This window comes from Arthrobacter sp. UYP4, assembly GCF_057291175.1.
Window position 1 is genome coordinate 1 of sequence record NZ_JBXAVU010000002.1, and the last position, 20929, is coordinate 20929.

Below are 20929 nucleotides of genomic sequence, written 5' to 3' on the forward strand. Positions count from 1 at the left end.
CACCACACGGGGTGCGGCAACCAGCAAATTCAACCAATCAAAAAACAATCGGTATCAACAAACTTGGCACACTATTGAGTTCTCAAACAACAGGAACAAACGATTACTCACGAACCCCCGCGCTTCCACGCTTTCCGGGCTTGTTTTCCCTCGCCGTTACATTCACAGCTTATTTCATTTCTTTTTCCCTTGTCAAATCCCCCGCCGTGGCGTAATGCCAGACCAAAAGAAACAACAAGAGCCAACCCACCACAAATAAAAGGTAAATCCGCTACCGCTCAAGAGCGCACGAACCCACCACATGATTTGAAGGGGATGGTCACCCTCACCGGGGCAACTCCACTACTATACGACCATCCCGCCCCACCGGCAAATCCACCCGTGCCCCACCGATACGGGCCCCGGGAACAGACGTGCCGGCACCCCCGGATGGGGATGCCGGCACGAAAGGCAGGACGAGGAGGACCTATCGGACGACGTCGATCATCGCGAGGTTCCGCTTGCCGCGGCGGAGAAGGAGGTACCGACCGTGCAGCAGGTCCTCATCGCCGAACCTGTGGTCGGCGTCCGTGGCCTTCGTGTTGTTGACGTACGCGCCACCCTCGGCGACGGTCCGGCGGGCCGCGGAGTTGCTCGCGGACAGCCCCGACGCGACCAGGAGGTCGATGATCCCGAGTCCGTCCTTCGCGACGGAGACGGACTCGAGCTCCGCCGTCGCAGCCTGCAGCGTGGCGAGGTCGAGCCCACCCAGATCGCCCTGGCCGAAGAGCGCCGCGGACGCGGCGATGACCTTCTCGGTCGCCTCGACCCCGTGCACCAGCGAGGTCACGTCGTACGCCAGCGCTCGCTGCGCCGCCCGCTCGTGCGCACGCTCCGCCGTCGCCCGCTCCAGCTCCTCGATCTCGGCGCGGGTACGGAAGGTGAAGATCCGCAGGCGCTCGGCGACGTCGGCGTCCGAGGTGTTGAGCCAGAACTGGAACATCGCGTACGGGCTCGTCATCGCGGCGTCCAGCCAGATGGCATTGCCCTCGCTCTTGCCGAACTTCGTACCGTCCGAATTGGTGATCAGCGGGGTGCCGATCGCATGGACGCCCTTACCCTCGACCTTGCGCACCAGGTCGGTGCCGCTGGTCAGGTTCCCCCACTGGTCGGAGCCACCGGTCTGAAGGACGCATCCGTACTCACGGAACAGCTGCAGGTAGTCCATGCCCTGCAGGATCTGGTAGCTGAACTCGGTGTAGCTGATGCCCTCGTCGGAGTTCAGCCGCTTGGCCACGGTCTCCTTCTTGATCATCGTGCCCACGCGGAAGTACTTGCCCACATCGCGCAGGAAGTCGATGACGCTCATCGGACCGGTCCAGTCCAGGTTGTTCACCATCCGGGCGGCGTTGCCGCCGTCGAAGTCGAGGAACTTCTGCACCTGCCCCTGCAGGGAGCCGACCCACTCGGCGACGGTCTCCTTCGTGTTCATCGTCCGCTCCGCCGTCGGCCGCGGATCGCCGACGAGGCCCGTGGATCCCCCGACGAGGCCCAGGGGCCGGTGCCCGGCGAGCTGGAGCCGTCGCATGGTCAGGAGCTGGACGAGGTTGCCCAGGTGCAGGCTCGGGGCCGTCGGGTCGAACCCGCAGTAGAACGTGATGGGCGGTCCTGCCAGCAGTTCCCTCAGTTCACCCTCGTCGGTGGACACATAGACCAGCCCACGCCACACGAGCTCGTCGTAGATGCTCGCGAAGGACGGATCGTTGCGCTGGCCCTCGAGGCCACTGACCGGGGTATCTGTTTGCTGGGACACCCCTACAAATTATCAGCCGGCAATACCAGCGGGAATTCGGCCGGTGGACATGACGCGCAGGCGCTGGGTGGGGCGTGTCATCGCCACGTACAGGTCTCCGACCCTCGCCGTGGCGGAGTCGAGCATCTCCTGGGGCTCGAGGATGACCACGCCGTCGAACTCGAGTCCCTTCGACTCGCGGGGACCGATGACGACGATGTCCTGGCCCGGACCACCCGCACCGGACCCCACGCGGTCGCCGTACCCGGGTGCCAGCGCCGCACGGGCGTCGGCCAGGAGGTCGTCCGGTGCGATGACGGCGAGCAGACCGCCGTCGATCGCCGTGAGTTCCTCCGGCAGGGCGCGCACCAGGGCGGGCAGGAGGTCCTGCACCGTATCGAGCACGGGTGCGAACCTCCCCTCCCGCACGGCTTTGGGAGCCGACACGACCAGGCCCGCCGCATTGGCCATCCGCACGGCTGCCTCGGCGATCTGGGAGGGGGTGCGGTAGTTGACCGTCAGCTCCTCGAGCTGCCAGCGGTCGCCCACGAACGGCTCGAGCGCCTGCTGCCAGGACCGTGATCCCGCGGCGGAACTGGTCTGGGCGATGTCGCCGACGATGGTGAAGGACTTTAACGGGCAACGCCGCATGAGCAGTCGCCACTGCATCGGGGACAGCTCCTGTGCCTCGTCCACCACGATGTGCCCGTAGGCCCACGTGCGGTCCCCGGAGGCGCGGTCGGCGGCGGACAGCCGGCTCGCGGACACGGCGTTGTGCTGCGCGAGGTCTGCCGCCGTCAGCACACCGTCCACCCCGGCATCCTCGAGCGAGGCGTTGACGTTCTCGAGGGCGCGCTCGGCGTTGGCGAGATCGCGCTTCTGCTCCTGCTCGCGGGCCGCGCTGTCACGCCCGGCGGAGGGATCGAGCTCGCCGAGCAGTTCGGCCGCCTCGTCGAGCAGGGGCACGTCCGCCTCGGTCCACGGAGCGTCGACCGGTCGGGCCAGCGCGGCCAGTTCGTCGTCGCTCAGGCCCGGCGCTGCCGCACGCAGCAGTTCCGGGCGCGCGAACAACTCCGAGACGAGCTTCTGCGGCGTCAGGGGCATCCAGGCGAGGTTCAGTGCGATCCGCACGTCGCGTGCGCTCCGGACGTCCTCGGCCAGGTAGGAACGGTCGGCGTTGTTCCCGCCACCCGACGACTCCTCGAGCTTGTCCAGCAACTGCTCGGTGAGCTCCCGCAGGAGGATCTTGACGAAGGTGACGCGGGCCTCGTTGTGCGGCTTCCCCGTGGCGCGCGCGCGCTCACGTGCCCGGGAGACCTGGCGGGGCGTGAGCGTCAGCATGGTGCCTTCGACGTTGAGGCGCTTGTTCTCGGCGGGCACCCGTTCGCGGTTGGCGACGGCGGTCCTGATGACCTGTGCCATCTCGAGCCGGCCCTTGATGGCGGCGGCTTCCTCGCTGGCCTCCTGCACCGTCGTCACGCCCGGCATCAGGGTCCCGATCCCGGCCATGACGACCCCGGTCTCGCCGAGGGACGGGAGGACCCGCTCGATGTACTTCATGAAGGCGTCGGTGGGCCCGACCAGCAGCACGCCCGCCGACTTCAGCCGTTCCCGGTGCGTGTAGAGGAGGTACGCGGCCCGGTGCAGCGCGACAGCCGTCTTGCCGGTACCCGGGCCGCCCTGGACGACGGTGACACCGGGGAGGGGTGCGCGGATGATGCGGTCCTGCTCCGCCTGGATGGTCCCGACGATGTCGGACATCTGCCCCGTGCGCCGCGAGTTGAGTGCCGCGAGCAGGGCTCCCTCCCCCTGCAGCGAATCGTCGTCGCCCAGCAGGTCCACATCGAGGACGTCGTCCTCGATGGCGACGACGTCCCTCCGGGACAGGATCAGGTGGCGCCGGCGTCGGACGCCCATGCGCTCGAAGGCCGTGGCCTGGTAGAAGGTGCCCGCCTCCGGCGCGCGCCAGTCGACCATCAGCTGGCGGAGCTCCTCGTCGGAGAGACCGATGCGTCCGATGTAGCGCTTGTCGCCGCTGTCGAGGTCGAGTCGACCGAAGACCAGCCGATCGTCGACGGCGTTCAGCTGGGCCAGGCGATCCTCGTACATGGTGGCGAATGCGTCGCGCTCCGACCGGTTCTGGTGGGAACCCGCCGCCTGGGTGCGCCGGACCTCGGCGAGCTGCTGGGCCTTCTCGGCGCGGAGTTCATCGAGACGGCGGTACAGCCCGTCGACGTAGACGCGCTCGTAGTCCAGCTCGGCGTTGGCCTGGGATGTCTCGTGCATCGGGCACTTCCTTCTTCAAAGGCGGACCGTCAATTCTAGCGCGGTGGGTGTCACACGGTTTCCAGCGCGTGGACGGTCCGTCCCGCCAGGCTGGTCCGCCCGTCCAGGTCCCCGAGCTCGAGGACGACACCGCACCCCACGACGACGGCGCCGGCCTTTTCGAGCAACGCGCAGGCCGCGACGAGTGTTCCGCCCGTGGCGAGGACGTCGTCGAGCACCAGGACGCGCGCACCGGCGGGCAGGTCCGACTGGTGGATCTCGAGTGCTGCCTGGGCGTATTCGAGATCGTAGGACTCCCGGTACACCGCACGCGGGAGCTTGCCCGCCTTCCGGACGGTGACGACACCCGTGCCGGTCGCATAGGCGACGGCGGCCGCGAGGAGGAAGCCACGGGCCTCGACTCCTGCCACGGCGTCGAACGACCCGGCGAACGGCGCCGACAACGCATCGACGACGGTACGGAAGGCCCGTGCGTCGGAGAAGACGGGAGTGAGGTCGCGGAACAGGATGCCCGGGGACGGGAAGTCGGGAACGACGGCACTCAGGCGGTCGATGGCTTCCCTCGCGTCGGCTGCGAGTCCCGCTGTACCTGGTGCCCGGGCCGGGGTCTCCCCGGCGTCCGCTCCGCTCATCGTCACGGATCAACCTTACGGGCTGCGGGCGGTCTGCCCGGACGGTACCGGGAGACGGTCGGGTCCTGCGGGAGCCAGAAGCGCCACGGGTACTCCCCGGTGCCGGCGACACCGCTCACGCCGACGCGCGGCCCCCGGCTGATCGCTGCGGGCGGCTCGCCGGGCAGGACGAGCCGGAAGGGATCTGCGAGGACATCGGCGCCGTCGAACCGGCGATCCACTCCGAGCGCCTGCGCGAGGCGCGCCGGGCCCCGGGCGAGATCGAGGTCCGACGCCGGCTGGTTGCGTCGGGCGCGCGCGAGGTCCGCCCCCTCGACGATCTCGCCGGCGCGCAGCAGCAGACCCGTGGCCCGTCCGTCGCTGCCGCACACGATGTTGGCGCAGTAGTGCATGCCGTAGGTGAAGTAGACGTACAGGTGACCGGCCGGCCCGAACATGGTCGCGTTCCGGGCGGTCCGTCCCCGGAAGGCATGGGAGCCCGGATCGTCGGGGCCGAGGTAGGCCTCCACCTCGGAGATGCGTACCGTGACGCGGCCGTCGTCGTCCTGGTGGGTGAGGTGTGCGCCCAGAAGCCAGGGGGCGACGTCGAGCGCGCTGCCACCGAGCCTGGTCCGGATGTCCTCGCGTGTTCCGCTGTCCTCGATCACCCGTCGACGGTAGCAAAGCCCCGACCGAGGAGGCCCGCGGCCATGTCCGAATCCCGCTAGTTCGAGCCTGCGGCCGGTGGCAGGATGGCGGCATGGACTTCTGGCAGCAGTACCGGGCGATCGATGGGCGTGACGTGCGCTTCGACGGGCAGTTCGTGACCGCCGTGTCGAGCACGGGCATCTACTGCCGCCCCTCATGCCCGGCGCGGACCCCCAAGCCGTCCAATGTCACCTTCTACCGGACGTCTGCCGCCGCCCACGACGCCGGGTACCGCGCCTGCAAGCGATGCCTCCCCGAGGCGGTTCCCGGCGATCCGGAATGGAACCTCCGCAGCGACGCAGCGGCGAGGGCGATGCGTCTCATCGCCGACGGCGAGGTGGATCGGACAGGCGTTCCCGGCCTCGCTGCCCGCCTCGGCTACTCCCCCAGGCACCTCAACCGCATCCTGAAGGACGAACTCGGTGCAGGCGCGCTCGCCCTGGCCCGGGCGCACCGCGCCCAGACGGCGCGTGCCCTGCTCACGGGTTCGCCGCTGCGCTTCGCCGATGTCGCCTTCGCCGCCGGGTTCGGCAGTATCCGGCAGTTCAACGACACGGTGCAGCAGGTCTTCGACCTCACCCCGCGTCAGGTGCGGGAAGCCTCCCGGCAGCGGTCCGGCGGCGCGGACGGCGGCGTGGACGGCGGCGCGGACGAGGTCGGCGGACCCCTCCGGCTGTCGCTGTCCCTTCCCGTGAGGCTGCCGTACGACAACGGGATCTTCCGTTTCCTCGCCGCGCGTGCGATCGACGGCGTGGAGCGAGGCACGGACCTGACCTACGAGCGGCTGCTCCGCCTGCCCGCCGGACCGGCCTGGTTCAGGGCAGGCGCCGTCGAGGCGCGCGGTGAGGGACAGGCGGTGCTGCCGGTGACGGTGTCCGTCGCGGGGCTGCGGGACCTGCCGGCGCTCCTGAGCCGCATCCGTCGCCTGTTCGACCTCGACGCCGATCCGGTGGCGATCGATGCTGCGCTCGCCCGCAGCCGGTACCTCACCGCCCTGGTCGCTGCCACACCCGGCATGCGCCTTCCCGGATCGCTCGATGCCGGGGAGACCTTGATCCGTGCGATCGTCGGCCAGCAGGTCACCGTCGCTGCGGCGGCGAAGGCACTCGGCCGCCTCGCCGCCGCCGGCCCGGTGGTCGAGGCCCCGGGTACGGACCTGGACAGGATGTTCCCGACCGCCGACGAGCTCGCCGACATGCCCGAACCGCTCCTCCGCGGGCCGCGCCGCCGCAGGAGCACCCTGCGGGCGGTGGCACGGGCGCTGGCCTCGGGCACCCTGGAACTCGGCGTGGGATCCGATCCCGACGCACTGCGCGCGGACCTCCTGAGTTTCGACGGCGTCGGGCCGTGGACGGCGGACTACGTCACGATGCGCGTCCTCGGCCACCCGGACGTCTCCCTGCCCTCCGATGCCGCGGTCCGCAGCGGCTGGTCGCGGCTCGTCGGACGGACCGACCACCGCGCAGTACCTGCCGACGCGCGGCGCCCTCCGGATGCCGATGATCTCCCGTCCCCTCCAGTCCTGGGCGAGGCCCTGGCCGAGGTGCGGCCGTGGCGCTCCTACGCGATGCTGCACCTCTGGCGTGCCGCCGGGGCGCCGGACGACACCGCCGTCGTCGGGCCGCCGACCCCCGTCGTCCCGGCGACCGCGTACCCTGTTCCCATCGATCGAACGGACACACAGCCATGACCACCACGCTCGCCGCACCTCCGCTCCTCCGCGGAGCGACCACCACCACGGTCGACACCCCCGACGGCCCGTTCACCGTCATCGAGGCGGAAGGCTCCGTCCTCTCCTCCGGCTGGACGGAGCTGGCGTCCGACCTGACCGGGCAGATCCATCCGAGCATCAGGGCCGCGAGTTTCGACCCGGCGGCGTCCGCCGTGCAGCCCATCCTCGACGCCGTGTCCCGGTACTACGACGGCGATTTCGACGCGATCACCGCGGTGCGCGTGCGGCAGGTCTCGGGACCCTTCCGGGCACACGCGTGGGAGATCCTGCGCACGGTGGAGCCGGGGACGCCCGTCACCTACCTCCAGTACGCCGAGCGGGCGGGCAATCCCACCGCCGTCCGTGCCGCTGCTGGCGCCTGCGCGAAGAACGCCGCCGCCCTCTTCGTGCCGTGCCACAGGATCATCCGCACCGACGGGTCCCTGGGCGGCTTCCGCTGGGGACTGCCGGTGAAGCAGCGGCTGCTCGACCGCGAGGCAGGGCGTTCGACCGCCTTCTGAGCAGGGAGAGCCGGCACAGCAGGAAGCACGGCACCAGCACCGACCGCACCCGGTCAGGCCGCCACCAATCGCTGGCGGGAAGCCATGTCGCGGTAGAGATCGCTCTCCTCCAGCAGTTCTTCGTGGGTCCCGACAGCCGTGACCCGGCCCTGGTCCAGCACCACGATCTGGTCGAAGTCCGCCACGGTCGACAGGCGGTGCGCGACGACGACGACGGTGCGATCACGCGAGGCCTCCCCCAGCGTCTGCTGGAGCAACTGTTCCGTCCGGGAATCGACCGCGGAGGTCGGCTCGTCCATCAGCAGGACCGGACGGTCCGCGAGGATCACGCGTGCCCAGGCGAGGCGCTGCCGTTGCCCGCCGGAGAGCCGGATGCCGTCCTCCCCCAGGTTGAGGTCCAGCCCGTCGGCGGTTCGGTCCCCGAGCGCATCGAGGCCGACGGCGGACAGGACGCGGCGGAGCTGGACGTCCGTGGCGTCAGGGGCGGCGAGCCGGAGATTGTCGGCCAGCGTCCCGCTGAGGACCGGCGCCTCCTGCTCGACGAGGCCGATCCGTGAGCGGAGCTCGGAGCGCGGCATCTCCGACAGTGCTGTGCCGTCGTAGGTGATGCTGCCGCCCGTGGGCTCGTAGAACCTCTCCAGCAGCGCCAGCACCGTGGACTTCCCGGCACCGGAGGGACCGACGAGCGCCGTCCTGCTCCCGGCGTGGACGGTGAAACTGACGCCGTCGAGCACGGGTCGGCCCTCGCCCGGAGGCTCCTCCGCGTCCGGGCGGCCCTGAGGGATCGGCGAGGCGGTCCCGTCCGGGGAACGGGCCGCCGTCGCGCCGCCGTCCTCAGCGTCCGACGCGTAGCGGAAGGTGACATCGCGCAGCTCGATCGAACCTGCGGGTGGACCGGCTGCCCGGATCGTGCGGAAGGGTCCCGCCGACGCGTCCCGGAGAGCCGCCGCCGTCTCCGGCGCCGGCTCCCGGATCGATGCTTCGCCCGTGGCCGGGAAGGGGCGGGCCTCGTCCGCCCGCTCCGGGTCGAGCCGGGCGATCTCCTGGATGCGGTCCAGCGCGGCGAGGCCCGACTGGATCTGGACGAAGGCGCTCATCGCCGACCCGATCGGCATCACGAGGAGGAACAGGTAGAGGATGAACGCGATCAGGTCGCCGAGCCGCAGCTCTCCTGCAGCCACGCGGATCCCGCCGACGGCGAGGACCACGATGAAGGCGCCCTGGATGCAGATCGACATGATGGGCTGGACGGCGGCCTGCAGGCGGGCCATGGCGATGCCGGCGCGATAGGCCCGCGACGCCTCGACGTCGATCACGGCGGCTTCGCGATCCTCGGCGACGGAGGCCTTGATGGTCCTGATGCCCGAGAGGCCGCGCTCCACCGCCGCCGTCATCGATCCCACGGCATCCTGCACGTCCCGGCTCCGCCGGCGGATGAGGCGGCCGAGGAACAGGACCCCGCCCGCGCCGAGGAGGACGGCGGACAGCGTGATCCCGAACAGCAGCGGGTCGATCAGCACCATCAGGACCACGGCGGCGCAGAACATCAGGATGGACGACACGATCTCGAAGAGACCGGAGGTGATGACGCTGCGCATCAGGGTGGTGTCGGAGCCCACCCGGGACATGAGGTCCCCGACGCGCCTCCTGTCGAACTCCCGGATGGGCAGCGCCAGGAGTTGCCCGACCAGGGACCGCCGCACGCCGAGCACCACCGACTCCGCCGTCCGCTGCAGGAGGTAGGACTGCGCGGCCCCGAACACGGCGCCACCCAGCGTGATGGCAACCAGGAACCAGACGAACACGGTGGCCGGGCGGCTCGCGGACACGGCGTTGACGAGCTGCTGGACCATCAGCGGCTGCGCGATCGACAGGCCGGTGGAGACGAGGGAGACGACGGCGACGAGGAGGAGCACACGCACGTGTCCCCTCAGATAGGGGAAGAACTCCCGCAGGGTGGCACGCGGTGCGGTGGGCTGCATCCTCACACAGTGCGCCGGGCGCTGGCGGGTGTCAAAGCCCTTCGCGGCAGGCGTAGCGGCGGCTGGTCCCGACCACCGTCGCGGCGGCTGATACCGGCCACCGTAGCGGCGGCTGCCACCGGCAGGGGTAGCGGCGATCGGTACTCCGCCGGGCGGCGCGGCTCCGTCGGGCAGCCGCGCCGTCCGGCATGCGGTCAGGCGGCGAGGTACCCCTCGACGCCCTCGAGTCCGGTCCGCAGCGCTGCGAGCTGGCGCCGGACGGCGGTCGGAGCCGTGCCGCCCTGGGCGTCACGGCTCGCCAGTGATCCCTCGACCGTCAGCACCTCGCGCACGGCAGGCGTCAGGTGGTCGGAGATGCCCGCGAATTCCTCGTCCGTCAGGTCCCACAGCTCGACGCCGCGCTGCTCGGCGACGCGGACGGCAGCACCGGACAGCTCGTGAGCCTCCCGGAACGGTACGCCCTGACGCACGAGCCACTCGGCGATGTCGGTCGCCAGGGCGAAACCCTGGGGTGCGAGCTCCGCCATGCGGGCGGTGTTGAACACCAGCGTCGCGATCATCCCGGAGACGGCCGGCAGCAGCACCTCGAGGGTGTCGACGGCGTCGAAGACGGGCTCCTTGTCCTCCTGCAGATCGCGGTTGTAGGCCAGTGGCAGGCCCTTGAGCGTCGCGAGCAGGCCCGTCAGGTCACCGATCAGCCGGCCCGCCTTGCCGCGCGCGAGTTCGGCGACGTCGGGGTTCTTCTTCTGCGGCATGATCGAGGATCCGGTGGAGAAGGCGTCGTCCAGGGTGACGAAGGAGAACTCCTTCGTGGCCCAGAGGATGATCTCCTCGCTCACGCGGGAGAGGTCGACGCCGATCATCGCGGTCACCCAGGCGAACTCGGCGTACACGTCGCGTGAGGCCGTGCCGTCGATGGAGTTGTGCGTCGCCGAGAAGAACCCGAGGTCCGCTGCCACCGCCTCGGGATCGAGACCCAGCGACGAACCCGCGAGCGCTCCCGAGCCGTAGGGCGAGACCCCTGCACGGCGGTCCCAGTCCTGCAGCCGCTGCACGTCGCGCAGCAGTGCCCACGCATGGGCGAGCAGGTGGTGGCTCAGCAGGACCGGCTGGGCGTGCTGCAAATGCGTCCGCCCGGGCATAGGCGCCTCGAGGTGCGCCTCCGCCTGGTCGACGAGCGCGCCGATCGTGGCGAGGACGCCGCGGGCGATGATGCGGGCGTGGTCCCGCAGATACATCCGTCCCAGCGTCGCCACCTGGTCGTTGCGGGACCGGCCGGCGCGCAGCTTGCCGCCGAGGGCCGGCCCCGCACGCTCGATGAGGCCGCGCTCGAGCGACCCGTGCACGTCCTCGTCGCTCTCGGCCGGGACATAGGCGCCCGATCGCACGTCGGCGTCGAGGCGGTCCAGGGCATCGATCATGCCGGCCAGTTCGGCGTCGTCGAGCAGTCCGGCCCTGTTCAGGACACGCGCGTGCGCGCGGGAGCCCTCGATGTCGTACGTCGCCAGCCGCCAGTCGAAGTGGGTCGACTTGCTCAGCGCGGCGAGGGCGTCGGCGGGGCCGCCGGCGAACCGGCCGCCCCACAGCGAACCCTCGTTCGTCCCCGGGCGCCCCCCACCCTCGCTTCGCTCGGCCGGGGACCCCTGCGCTCGTGGGCCGCCGTCGTGCTGTGGGACCATCAGGCGCCCGCCCGCTGGTCCCGGCTCGATGCGACCTTGGACGAGAGGCCGAAGATCTCGATGAAGCCGCGGGCCATCGACTGGTCGAACGTGTCGCCGGAGTCGTAGGTCGCGAGGTTGAAGTCGTAGAGGGCGACGTCGGAACGGCGGCCCGTGACCGTCGCACGGCCACCGTGGAGGTCCATGCGGATGTCCCCGGTCACGTACTTCTGCGTGTCGTCGACGAACGTGTCGAGCGAGCGCTTGAGCGGGGAGAACCACTGGCCGTCGTACACCAGTTCGGTCCAGCGCTGGTCGACCGTCTTCTTGAAGCGGGCCTGCTCGCGCTCGATCGTCACGTTCTCGAGTTCGCGGTGTGCGGCGATGAGGGCCATCGCGCCGGGCGCCTCGTAGATCTCGCGGCTCTTGATGCCGACGAGGCGGTCCTCCACGATGTCGATGCGGCCGATGCCCTGGGCGCCCGCACGGCGGTTGAGCTCCTCGATGGCCTGCAGCGGGGTGACGGCGTTGCCGTCGATCGCGACGGGGATGCCCTCCTTGAAGGAGATGGTGACCTCGTCCGCGGCGGGCGGGAACTCGGGCGACTCGGTGTAGTCGTAGACGTCCTTGGTCGGCGCGTTCCAGATGTCCTCCAGGAAGCCGGTCTCGACGGCCCGACCCCAGACGTTCTGGTCGATGGAGAACGGGTTCTTCTTGGTGGTCTCGATCGGCAGGCCCTTCTCCTCGGCGAAGGCGATGGCCTTGTCACGCGTGAGGGCGAGGTCCCGGACGGGTGCGATGCACTTCAGGTCCGGGCCGAGGGTCTGGATGCCGACCTCGAAGCGGACCTGGTCGTTGCCCTTGCCGGTGCAGCCGTGGGAGACGGTCGTGGCGCCGAACTGGCGGGCGGCTGCGACGAGGTGCTTGACGATGACGGGACGGGACAGCGCCGAGACGAGCGGGTACGCGTCCATGTAGAGGGCGTTCGCCTTGAGCGCGGGCATGCAGTAGTCGGTGGCGAATTCGTCGCGGGCGTCCGCCACGTAGGCTTCCACGGCACCGCAGCCGAGGGCGCGCTGGCGGATGGTCTCGAGTGATTCGCCGCCCTGTCCGACGTCGACGGCCACGGCGATCACCTCGGCCCCGGTGGCTTCGGCGATCCAGCCGATGGCGACGGAGGTGTCGAGTCCGCCGGAGTAGGCGAGGACGATGCGTTCGGTCACGGGATGTGCTCCTTCGATTGTCCGGGCGGGGCGCCCGTGGGTCGTCTGTTCGTAGCTGGTGTCACGAGGTGGTTCGGGTGGTCCGGGGGTGGCGCGGGGCGCACTGGTGCCAGCCTATCGGCGCGGGCGTCAGGACTGCTCGGCGGGTCCCTGCGGTTCCTGTGCGAGTCCGAGGAACCGTTCGGCGACGGCGGCACCGCCGTCGGGCTCCCGGCTCACGAGCATCACGGTGTCGTCCCCCGCGATGGTGCCCAGGATGGACGGCATCACGGAGTGGTCGATGGCCAGGGCGAGGAAGTTCGCGGCTCCCGGCGGCGTCCTGAGGATGACGATGTTGCCCGAGGACTCGGCCGTCACCAGCAGTTCGTTGCACAGCTTCGCGAGCCGTGCGTCGAGGATCTCCTGCGAGACGCCGCTCTGGGCGTGCCGGCCGCCGCCCTCCACGGGTACGGCGTAGACGAGCGCGCCATCGGCTCCCCGGACGCGCACGACGCCGAGCTCCACGAGGTCCCGCGACAGCGTGCCCTGGTTCACCTGCACACCGTCCGCGGCGAGGAGCGCGGCGAGCTCCACCTGGGAGCGCACGGACTGCGCCGTGAGGAGATCCGTGATGCGTGCGTGCCGCGCCGTCTTCGTGGTGGGACGCACGGGATCGCGCTGGACGGTCATGGCGTCCGCTCCGGGCCCTGCCCGGTGGATCGGGCCACGAGCCAGGTCATGAGCGCCTTCTGCGCATGCAGCCGGTTCTCCGCCTCGTCCCACACGAGGGACTGCGGGCCGTCGATGACCTCGGCGGCGATCTCGTAGCCGCGGTACGCGGGCAGGCAGTGGAGCACGACGGCGTCGGGCGCCGCCTGCGCCATGGCCGCCGCGTCCACGGCGTACGACCGGAACAGCTCCTGCCGGGCGGCCTTCTCGTCCTCCTGGCCCATCGAGACCCAGGTGTCGGTGGCGACGACGTCCGCACCGGCGAGGGCGACGGCGGCGTCGGTGGTGACGAGGACGGACCCGCCGGTCTCGGCGGCCCGCGCCTCGGCGGCGGCCACGACCGCGGGTCCGGGCAGGTAGCCCTCCGGCCCGGCGACCCGCACGTGCATCCCCGCGGTGGCGCCTGCGAGCAGGTAGGAGTTCGCCATGTTGTTGGCGCTGTCCCCCAGGTAGGTCATGGTCAGCCCGGCGAGGGCGCCCTTGTGTTCGCGGATGGTGAGGAGGTCCGCGAGCAGCTGGCACGGGTGGTAGTCGTCGGACAGGGCGTTGATGACGGGGACGCTCGACGCCGCGGCCATCTCCTCGAGTCCGGCCTGGGCGTAGGTGCGCCAGACGATCGTCGCGACCATCCGCTCGAGCACCTTCGCCGTGTCGGTGATGGTCTCCTTGTGCCCGAGTTGCGAGTCGCCCGCGCCGATGATGAGCGGCACGCCGCCGAGGTCGGCGATCCCGGCGGCGAAGGAGACCCGGGTGCGCGTGGAGGTCTTGTCGAAAATCACCGCGACCGTCCTGCGTCCGGCGCCCTCTCCTGCGAAGGGGGCGTGCGCGTAGGGGGCCGCCTTGAGTTCCGCGGCGAGGTCGAGGACCTCCGCCTGCTCCGCCGGCGAGAGGTCGGTGTCGACGAGGAAGTGACGCGTCATGCTGATGCCTCCCGGGCTGGGGTCTGGGCGGTGCGGAGGATGGCGGGCAGGGCGTCGAGGAACGTCGCCGCCTGCTCGGTGGTGAGGATGAGCGGGGGCGCGAGGCGGAGGGTCGACGGACCGGTCGCGTTGATGATGAACCCCGCGGCGAGCGCGGCCTGGACCGCAGCGGGAGCGTGCTCTCCGTCGAGGTCGAATCCGATCAGCAGGCCCTCGCCGCGGACGGCTGCGACGCCGTCGACGGCGGTGAGGCCGGCACGGAGGTACGCGCCGACGTCGGAGGCGTGCTGCAGGGCACCCATGGATTCCAGCGCGTGCAGGGTGGCGAGGCCGGCGGCCGTGGCCACGGGATTCCCGCCGAAGGTGGTGCCGTGCTGGCCTGCACCGATCAGCCCCGAGACGTCCTCGCCGAAGGTGACGAGGGCTCCGACCGGGAAGCCCCCGCCGAGGCCCTTGGCGAGGGTCATGGCGTCCGGGACCACGCCGTCGACCGCCTGGTGCGCGAACCAGTGGCCGGTCCGCGCGATACCGGACTGGACCTCGTCGAGGATCAGGAGGGCACCGTGCTCGCGGGTCAGTTCGCGGGCGGTGCGGAGGTATTCCGGTGAGAGCGGACGGACGCCGGCCTCACCCTGGATGGGCTCGAGGACCAGTGCGGCCACGGAGCCGTCCATGGCCTCGCGGAGGGCGTCGGTGTCGTTGAAGGGGATGTGCTCGACGCCGGCCGGCAGGGGCTCGAACGGCTCCCGGTAGGCCTTCTTGGACGTGAGGGCGAGAGCACCCATGGTGCGCCCGTGGAAGGCGCCGTCGAGCGCGAGGATGCGGCGCCTCCCGGTGGTGCTGTTCCTGCGGGCGAGCTTGACGGCGGCCTCGAGTGCCTCCGTGCCGGAATTGGTGAAGAACACGCGCGAGCCGGCGGGTGCCTGTGCCAGTGCGAGCAGCTTCTCGGCGAGCGCCACCTGCGTGGGGCTCGTGAAGAAGTTCGAGATGTGGCCGAGGGTGGCGAGCTGGCTCGAGACGACGGAGGTGACGAAGGGGTGCGCGTGGCCGAGGGCGTTCACCGCGATCCCGCCGAGCAGGTCGAGGTACCGGGTACCGTCCGCGTCCCACACGTAGCAGCCCGACCCGCGGACGAGGACGCGCTGCGGCGTCCCGAAGACACCCAGGAGCGCTCCGTTGTAGCGCGCGAGCCACTCCGCGCCGGAGTCACCGCCCGTGAGCAGGTCGACGGCGCCATCGGCTGCCGGCGCTGCCGCGTGCCGTCCATGGGTCGCGATGGCGGTCTCGTTCATGCCTGTGCTCCTGCTGGATCGGTGGGTGCTGGACCGGTGGGTGCTGGACCGGTGGGTGCTGGACCTGTGGATCTGGTACCCGTGGGCACGACGCCGGGCACGACGTCGGGCACGACCTGCGTGCCGATGCCGGCGGTGGTGAACGTCTCCAGCAGCATGGAGTGGGCCAGGCGTCCGTCGACGATGTGGGCCCGTTCCACGCCGGCCTCGACGGCCTGGAGGCATGCCGCCATCTTCGGGATCATGCCGGACTGGAGGCTCGGCAGGAGTTCGCGGAGCTGCGCCGCGGAGAGGGAGGAGATGAGCGACGAGCGGTCCGGCCATGCGGCGTACAGGCCCTCGACGTCCGTGAGGATGACGAGCTTCGACGCCCCGAGTGCGGCGGCCAGGGCGGCGGCCGCGGAGTCGGCGTTGACGTTCAGGACCTGCTGGGTGGCGTCGCCGTCGGCGTCGTACTCCGGGGCGACCGTGGAGATCACGGGGATGCGGCCGGCCTGCAGGATGTCCAGGATGGCGCCGGGGTGGACGGCGGTCACCTCGCCGACGAGGCCCAGGTCCACCTGCTCGCCGTCGACGACGGTGCCGGTGCGGACGGCGCGGAGGAGCCCGCCGTCCTCGCCGGAGAGCCCGACGGCGTAGGGGCCGTGGGAGTTGATGAGGCCCACGAGCTCCCGGCCCACCTGGCCGGTGAGGACCATCCGGACCACGTCCATGGCCTCGGGGGTCGTGACGCGCAGTCCCCCCTTGAACTCGGACTCGATGCCGAGGCGTCCGAGCATCGCATTGATCTGCGGGCCGCCGCCGTGCACCACGACGGGACGGATGCCGACGTGGTGCAGGAACACGATGTCCTCGGCGAAGGCGCGGCGCATCTCGTCGTCGACCATGGCGTTGCCGCCGTACTTGATGACCATCGTGGTGCCCGCGAAGCGCTGGATCCAGGGCAGGGCCTCCATCAGGGTGGCGGCCTTGTCCTGGGCCCTCAGGGTCGATGCCGACGGGGTCGTGCCAGGTGTGGTGCCGGGTGTAGTGCCGGGTGTCGTGCCTGTCGTCGTGGCGTTTGTCGTGTCGGTCATGGCGTCTCCCGTCAGCTCGAGTAGGCGGAGTTCTCGTGCACGTACTCGTGCGTGAGGTCGTTGGTCCAGATCGTGGCGGACGCGGAGCCGGCAGCGAGGTCGATCTCCACGGTGACGTCGCGCCCGGTGAGGTCCACGAGGTCGCGGGAGTCACCGATGCCGCCGTTCCGGCAGATCTGCACGCCGTTCATCGAGACGTTCAGCCGGTCCGGTTCGAATGCGGCGTCCGTCGTGCCGACTGCGGCGAGCACGCGTCCCCAGTTGGGGTCGTTGCCGAAGATGGCGGTCTTGAAGAGGTTGGACCGGGCGACGGCGCGGCCGACCGTCTCGGCGTCGCGCTCGGAGGCCGCGTTGACGGTCCGCACGTCGATGGTGTGGCTGGCGCCCTCGGCATCGTTGATGAGCTGCGCGGCGAGGTCGAGGCAGACGTCCGTCAGGGCCGCCGTGAACTGCGCCTGGTCGGGGGCCACGCCCGCCGCGCCGGAGGCGAGGAGCACGACGGTGTCGTTGGTCGACATGCAGCCGTCTGCGTCCGTACGGTCGAAGCTGACCCGCGTGGCCTCGCGCAGCGCTGCGTCGAGGGCCGCGGGATCCAGCGCCGCGTCCGTGGTCAGCACCACGAGCATCGTGGCGAGGCCGGGGGCGAGCATGCCGGCTCCCTTGGCCATGCCGCCGATCGCGTAGCCCTCGCTCGCCGAGTCGGCGGTCGCCGGGTAGCGGGCCTCCTTCGGAACGGTGTCCGTGGTCATGATCGCCTCGGCCGCGGTCGGGCCGCCTCCCCTGCCGAGGGACCCGGCCGCGCCGGTCACGCCCGCGAGGAGCCGGTCCATGGGGAGCTGCTCGCCGATCAGGCCCGTGGAACAGACGAAGACGTCCGTCGCAGAGACGCCGAGGAGTTCCGCCGTGGCCTCGGCCGTGCGATGCGTGTTCTGGAATCCCTCCGGGCCGGTGCAGGCATTGGCGCCGCCGGAGTTGAGGACGACGGCGTCCACGCGTCCGTCCGAGACGACCTGGCGGGACCACAGCACGGGCGCGGCGGCGACCCGGTTGGTGGTGAAGACGGCTGCGGCGTTGTGCAGCGGACCGTCGTTGGCGACGAGCGCGACGTCAGGTTTGCCGGTGCTCTTGAGGCCGGCGGCCACGCCTGCGGCACGGAACCCGCCCGGGTAGGTGATGCTCACGGTGCGATCCCCTGGATGGTCAGGCCCGCGGTCTCGTCGAGTCCGAGGGCGATGTTCATGGACTGCACGGCTCCGCCGGCGGTCCCCTTGGTGAGGTTGTCGATGACGCTGCTGACGACCACGCGGCCCGCATGCTCGTCGAAGGCGAGCTGCAGGTTCACGTAGTTCGAGCCCAGCACGGACTTCGTCGAGGGCCACTGGCCCTCGGGGAGGACGCGGACGAAGGGTTCCTCGGCGTACGCGGACTCCCACGCGTCCCGGAGCCGGGCATGGTCGACACCCGCGCGCACCTTCGCGGTCGCGGTCGTCAGGATGCCCCTGGCCATGGGGGCGAGGGTCGGCGTGAAGGACAGCGAGACGCGCTCGCCGGCGGCGAGGCTGAGGCCCTGCTCGATCTCCGGGGTGTGGCGGTGGCCGCCACCGACGCCGTACGGGCTCATCCCGCCCATCACCTCGGAGCCGATGAGGTTCGGTTTGGCGGCCTTGCCCGCGCCGGAGGTGCCGGAGGCGGAGACGATCACGACGTCGTCGGGCTCGAGGAGTCCCGCGGCGAAGCCGGGGGTGAGCGCGAGGAGCGCGCTGGTCGGATAACACCCGGGGACGGCGATGCGCCGGGCCCCCGCAAGATCCGCACGGGAACCCGGGAGCTCCGGGAGGCCGTACGGCCAGGTCCCGGCATGGGTCGATCCGTAGAACTTCTCCCACGCGGCGGGATCCTGCAGGCGGTGGTCGGCCCCTGCGTCGATCACGAGGGTCTCCGGTGACAGCTGCGCGGCGATCTCCGCACTGGCGCCGTGCGGGAGGGCCAGGAAGACGACGTCGTGCCCCGCGAGCACCTCGGGCGAGGTCTCCTGCAGCACCCGGTCGGCCAGGGAATGGAGGTGGGGTTGCAGCTCGCCGAGGCGCGCTCCCGCGTTGCTGTGGGCCGTGATCGCGCCGATCTCGATCCCTGGGTGGTTGGCGAGGAGGCGCAGGAGCTCTCCTCCGGCGTAGCCACTGGCGCCGGACACGGCTGCGGTGAACGTCATGAGCCCAGCGTACAGCAAGGGTATGCATGCCGGCACATAATCATGCATATCGAATTCGGGGCGGCGGGAATAGCATGAGGACACGCCACTGAAAGGACCAGCATCATGCCCTCTGCCATCGTCGTCTCCGAACCCGGCGGTCCGGACGTCCTCACGCTCGCGACCGTGGACCGGCCCGATGCCGGACCCGGGCAGCTCCTGGTGAAGGTCGCTGCGGCCGGCGTGAACTTCATCGAGACGTACCAGCGCAGCGGCGCCTATCCGATGCAGTATCCCTTCACGCCGGGAGCCGAAGCGGCCGGGACGGTGGAGGCCGTGGGTGCGGACGTCCGGGGCTTCGGAACGGGCGACCGGGTCGCCTTCGCCGAGGGCAAGGGAACCTACGGGGAGTTCGCCGTCGTCGACGCCGACAAGGCGCTCCCTGTGCCCGACGGCGTGGACCTCGAGACGGCTGCCGCCCTCCCCCTGCAGGGCATGACCGCCCACTACCTGATCAACTCGACGTTCGCCGTGCAGCCCGGCCAGACGGTCCTCGCGCACGCGGGCGCCGGCGGCGTGGGCCTCCTGCTGATCCAGCTGCTCAAGGCGAAGGGCGCGCGCGTGATCACGACGGTGTCGACGCCGGAGAAGGAGGAGCTGGCCCGCGGTGCGGGGGCCGACGAGGTCCTGCGGTACGAGGACTTCGCCGGCGCGGTCCGTGACCTCACCGACGGCACCGGGGTGGACGTGGTGTACGACGGGGTGGGCAGGGCGACCTTCGACGAGTCCCTGCGCTCGCTCCGGATCCGCGGGACGCTCGTCCTCTACGGCGCGGCGTCCGGGCCGGTGCCGCCGGTCGATCCGCAACGCCTCAACAGCGGTGGCTCGATCTTCCTCACCCGTCCCACGCTGGCGCACTACCTGCTGACACCCGAGGAGCGGCGCTGGCGGTCCGAGGAACTGTTCGGTGCCGTGGCCGCAGGGCAGCTCGATGTCCGCGTCGGCGCGCGCTACGCCCTCGCCGACGCGGCACGGGCCCACGAGGACCTCCAGGCCAGGCGCACCACGGGCAAGGTGCTGCTCCTGCCCTGAGCCGTCCCGGGCCGCCGGGAAGCGGGCGATGTACGGCTCATCCCCAGTAGGCCGCGATGCAGTCCCCGGGTCCGCCTCCCGCGGCGCCGAGGAGAAAGGCGTCGCGCCGTTCCTGGCCCGACCCGTAGCCGGTGGCCGACTGCGCGACCCCCATCGCCGCGACGGCCGCGAACGCCCCGTGGACCGCGGCCGGGCCCAGGGCCTCGGGCAGGTACCGGGTGGAGAGCCACGTGCCGGCGAGGCAGTCGGCGATCAGTTCGCGATTGGCTCCCGTGAACACCGGAACCGGGTCGGAGGATGCCTCGGACCAGTGGAGCGCGAGTTCATGCTGCACGTGGTGCCCGAATTCGTGGGCGAGCACCAGTGCCACGGCGAACTCCCCGGCGCTTCCGGTGGTGGATCCCGCGCTCCACAGGTGCTGGAGGGTGGTCACCGGAAGAATGATCATGCCGTTGTCCGAGTCTCCGGCGTGACGGGGGTTCGCCGGGTCGTCGGGGTCGTAGGGATCCACCGGGCAGTAGTAGGCGTTGGGGTGGTCGTGCTCCCCCGTGATGCGGTGCGAGGTGTGCGGGTCCCTGCAGTGTGAGGAATGGGTCCTCCCCGGCGGGATGAGGGTGTAGTAGACCACTGGCTCTCCCAGCCCGTTGTCGTCGAACCAGGCGCTCCACTGCGTATCGAGGTCGCGGAGCACCCGAGGAGGTAGGAATGCATGGGCCCGGCAGCCCCGGGCTGCGGCGCGCGGCTGCGAGGCGGCACGCGAGCGGGAATTGCCGGTGCCATCGGGAGCAGGCAGGAAGTGCCTGCCTGCGGGCATCTCCCGCCGTCGGCCGTCCGCCCGGTCCCCGACGGTTCCGCCCCCGGGCGCGGCGAACCGGGCCACCGCTGCGGCTCAGCGGCCCCTGTCCGGGCGGACGATCGGGATCCGTCCGGAGAAGCGTGACGGCTCGGAGGAGGATCAACGGGCACATCGGTCTGGGCCGGTGGCGGGGTGCATGCCGCGAGCAGCCACAGGGCGGGCAGGCAGAGAGTGAGGGTGCGGGCTGGACGGGAGGATGTGGCGGCCATGGGGAGGGCTTCCGACAAGGACTGCTGCGGTCCTGGAGCGGCTCCCCGCGCAGGCCGGACCAGGTGGATAAGCGGGCAGGGCCGTGCCACTGCCCGAAACGGCACAGCTCCCGCGTG

General features: G+C 70.9%; 18 protein-coding genes. 4 read left to right on the forward strand and 14 right to left on the reverse strand.

What is annotated here, in order from left to right; translation table 11 throughout:
* On the forward strand, positions 1-215 hold a 215-nt coding region (locus AC0Z9V_RS08820), incomplete at its 5' end, for a hypothetical protein (RefSeq protein WP_485141291.1).
* Between the two features lie 251 nt (positions 216-466).
* Here the strand turns inward: AC0Z9V_RS08820 and tyrS are convergent.
* From tyrS to AC0Z9V_RS08840, 4 genes are read right to left on the reverse strand one after another with little or no spacing between them, the layout of a single operon-like run.
* Positions 467-1792, reverse strand: a complete 1326-nt coding sequence (gene tyrS / locus AC0Z9V_RS08825) for a tyrosine--tRNA ligase (protein WP_133082265.1) — start codon at positions 1790-1792, stop codon at positions 467-469.
* A 12-nt stretch (positions 1793-1804) separates the two neighbouring features.
* Entirely contained in the window at positions 1805-4057 is a 2253-nt protein-coding gene (locus AC0Z9V_RS08830; RefSeq protein ID WP_485141292.1) for a HelD family protein, read from the reverse strand.
* A 50-nt stretch (positions 4058-4107) separates the two neighbouring features.
* Positions 4108-4689: an adenine phosphoribosyltransferase gene (locus AC0Z9V_RS08835; protein ID WP_485141670.1), complete on the reverse strand. Its 582-nt coding sequence runs from the start codon at positions 4687-4689 to the stop codon at positions 4108-4110.
* A 2-nt stretch (positions 4690-4691) separates the two neighbouring features.
* Positions 4692-5336: a DNA-3-methyladenine glycosylase gene (locus tag AC0Z9V_RS08840; protein WP_485141293.1), complete on the reverse strand. Its 645-nt coding sequence runs from the start codon at positions 5334-5336 to the stop codon at positions 4692-4694.
* Between the two features lie 92 nt (positions 5337-5428).
* On the opposite strand from AC0Z9V_RS08840, the gene AC0Z9V_RS08845 reads away from it, so the two are divergent.
* Complete coding sequence (locus AC0Z9V_RS08845; protein ID WP_485141294.1) at positions 5429-7066, forward strand: DNA-3-methyladenine glycosylase 2 family protein; 1638 nt, start codon at positions 5429-5431, stop codon at positions 7064-7066.
* A complete protein-coding gene (locus AC0Z9V_RS08850) occupies positions 7063-7608 on the forward strand; it encodes a methylated-DNA--[protein]-cysteine S-methyltransferase (protein ID WP_485141295.1) in 546 nt (181 codons plus the stop codon). Before AC0Z9V_RS08845 ends, AC0Z9V_RS08850 begins: the two co-directional genes overlap by 4 nt.
* A 53-nt stretch (positions 7609-7661) precedes the next feature.
* Here the strand turns inward: AC0Z9V_RS08850 and AC0Z9V_RS08855 are convergent, their stop codons facing one another.
* The 9 genes from AC0Z9V_RS08855 to argC all read right to left on the reverse strand — a co-directional run bounded on the left by AC0Z9V_RS08855 (position 7662) and on the right by argC (position 18676).
* On the reverse strand, positions 7662-9590 hold the full coding sequence (locus AC0Z9V_RS08855) for an ABC transporter ATP-binding protein (RefSeq protein ID WP_485141296.1): 1929 nt from the start codon (positions 9588-9590) through the stop codon (positions 7662-7664).
* A 194-nt stretch (positions 9591-9784) separates the two neighbouring features.
* The gene (gene argH, locus AC0Z9V_RS08860) at positions 9785-11269 is read right to left on the reverse strand and encodes an argininosuccinate lyase (protein WP_208740851.1); all 1485 of its coding nucleotides are present in this window, start codon (positions 11267-11269) and stop codon (positions 9785-9787) included.
* Positions 11269-12471 (reverse strand): argininosuccinate synthase, encoded by a 1203-nt coding sequence (locus AC0Z9V_RS08865; RefSeq protein ID WP_208740850.1) that lies wholly within the window; start codon positions 12469-12471, stop codon positions 11269-11271. Before AC0Z9V_RS08865 ends, argH begins: the two co-directional genes overlap by 1 nt.
* Positions 12472-12600: 129 nt before the next feature.
* A complete protein-coding gene (locus tag AC0Z9V_RS08870; RefSeq protein WP_133082257.1) occupies positions 12601-13140 on the reverse strand; it encodes an arginine repressor in 540 nt (179 codons plus the stop codon).
* Entirely contained in the window at positions 13137-14099 is a 963-nt protein-coding gene (argF, locus tag AC0Z9V_RS08875; protein WP_459268982.1) for an ornithine carbamoyltransferase, read from the reverse strand. Before argF ends, AC0Z9V_RS08870 begins: the two co-directional genes overlap by 4 nt.
* The gene (locus AC0Z9V_RS08880; protein ID WP_485141297.1) at positions 14096-15391 is read right to left on the reverse strand and encodes an acetylornithine transaminase; all 1296 of its coding nucleotides are present in this window, start codon (positions 15389-15391) and stop codon (positions 14096-14098) included. Before AC0Z9V_RS08880 ends, argF begins: the two co-directional genes overlap by 4 nt.
* On the reverse strand, positions 15388-16347 hold the full coding sequence (gene argB / locus AC0Z9V_RS08885; RefSeq protein ID WP_485141671.1) for an acetylglutamate kinase: 960 nt from the start codon (positions 16345-16347) through the stop codon (positions 15388-15390). The genes AC0Z9V_RS08880 and argB overlap by 4 nt, the downstream gene beginning before the upstream one ends.
* A 131-nt stretch (positions 16348-16478) precedes the next feature.
* On the reverse strand, positions 16479-17648 hold the full coding sequence (gene argJ, locus AC0Z9V_RS08890; RefSeq protein ID WP_485141298.1) for a bifunctional glutamate N-acetyltransferase/amino-acid acetyltransferase ArgJ: 1170 nt from the start codon (positions 17646-17648) through the stop codon (positions 16479-16481).
* Complete coding sequence (argC, locus tag AC0Z9V_RS08895; protein ID WP_485141299.1) at positions 17645-18676, reverse strand: N-acetyl-gamma-glutamyl-phosphate reductase; 1032 nt, start codon at positions 18674-18676, stop codon at positions 17645-17647. Before argC ends, argJ begins: the two co-directional genes overlap by 4 nt.
* A gap of 105 nt (positions 18677-18781) precedes the next feature.
* Here argC and AC0Z9V_RS08900 point away from each other — a divergent pair, with 105 nt between their 5' ends.
* On the forward strand, positions 18782-19747 hold the full coding sequence (locus AC0Z9V_RS08900; RefSeq protein WP_133082251.1) for a zinc-binding dehydrogenase: 966 nt from the start codon (positions 18782-18784) through the stop codon (positions 19745-19747).
* 37 nt (positions 19748-19784) lie between these two features.
* On the opposite strand, the gene AC0Z9V_RS08905 is transcribed toward AC0Z9V_RS08900, so the two are convergent.
* Positions 19785-20438: a neutral zinc metallopeptidase gene (locus tag AC0Z9V_RS08905; RefSeq protein ID WP_485141300.1), complete on the reverse strand. Its 654-nt coding sequence runs from the start codon at positions 20436-20438 to the stop codon at positions 19785-19787.
* Positions 20439-20929: the final 491 nt, after the last annotated feature.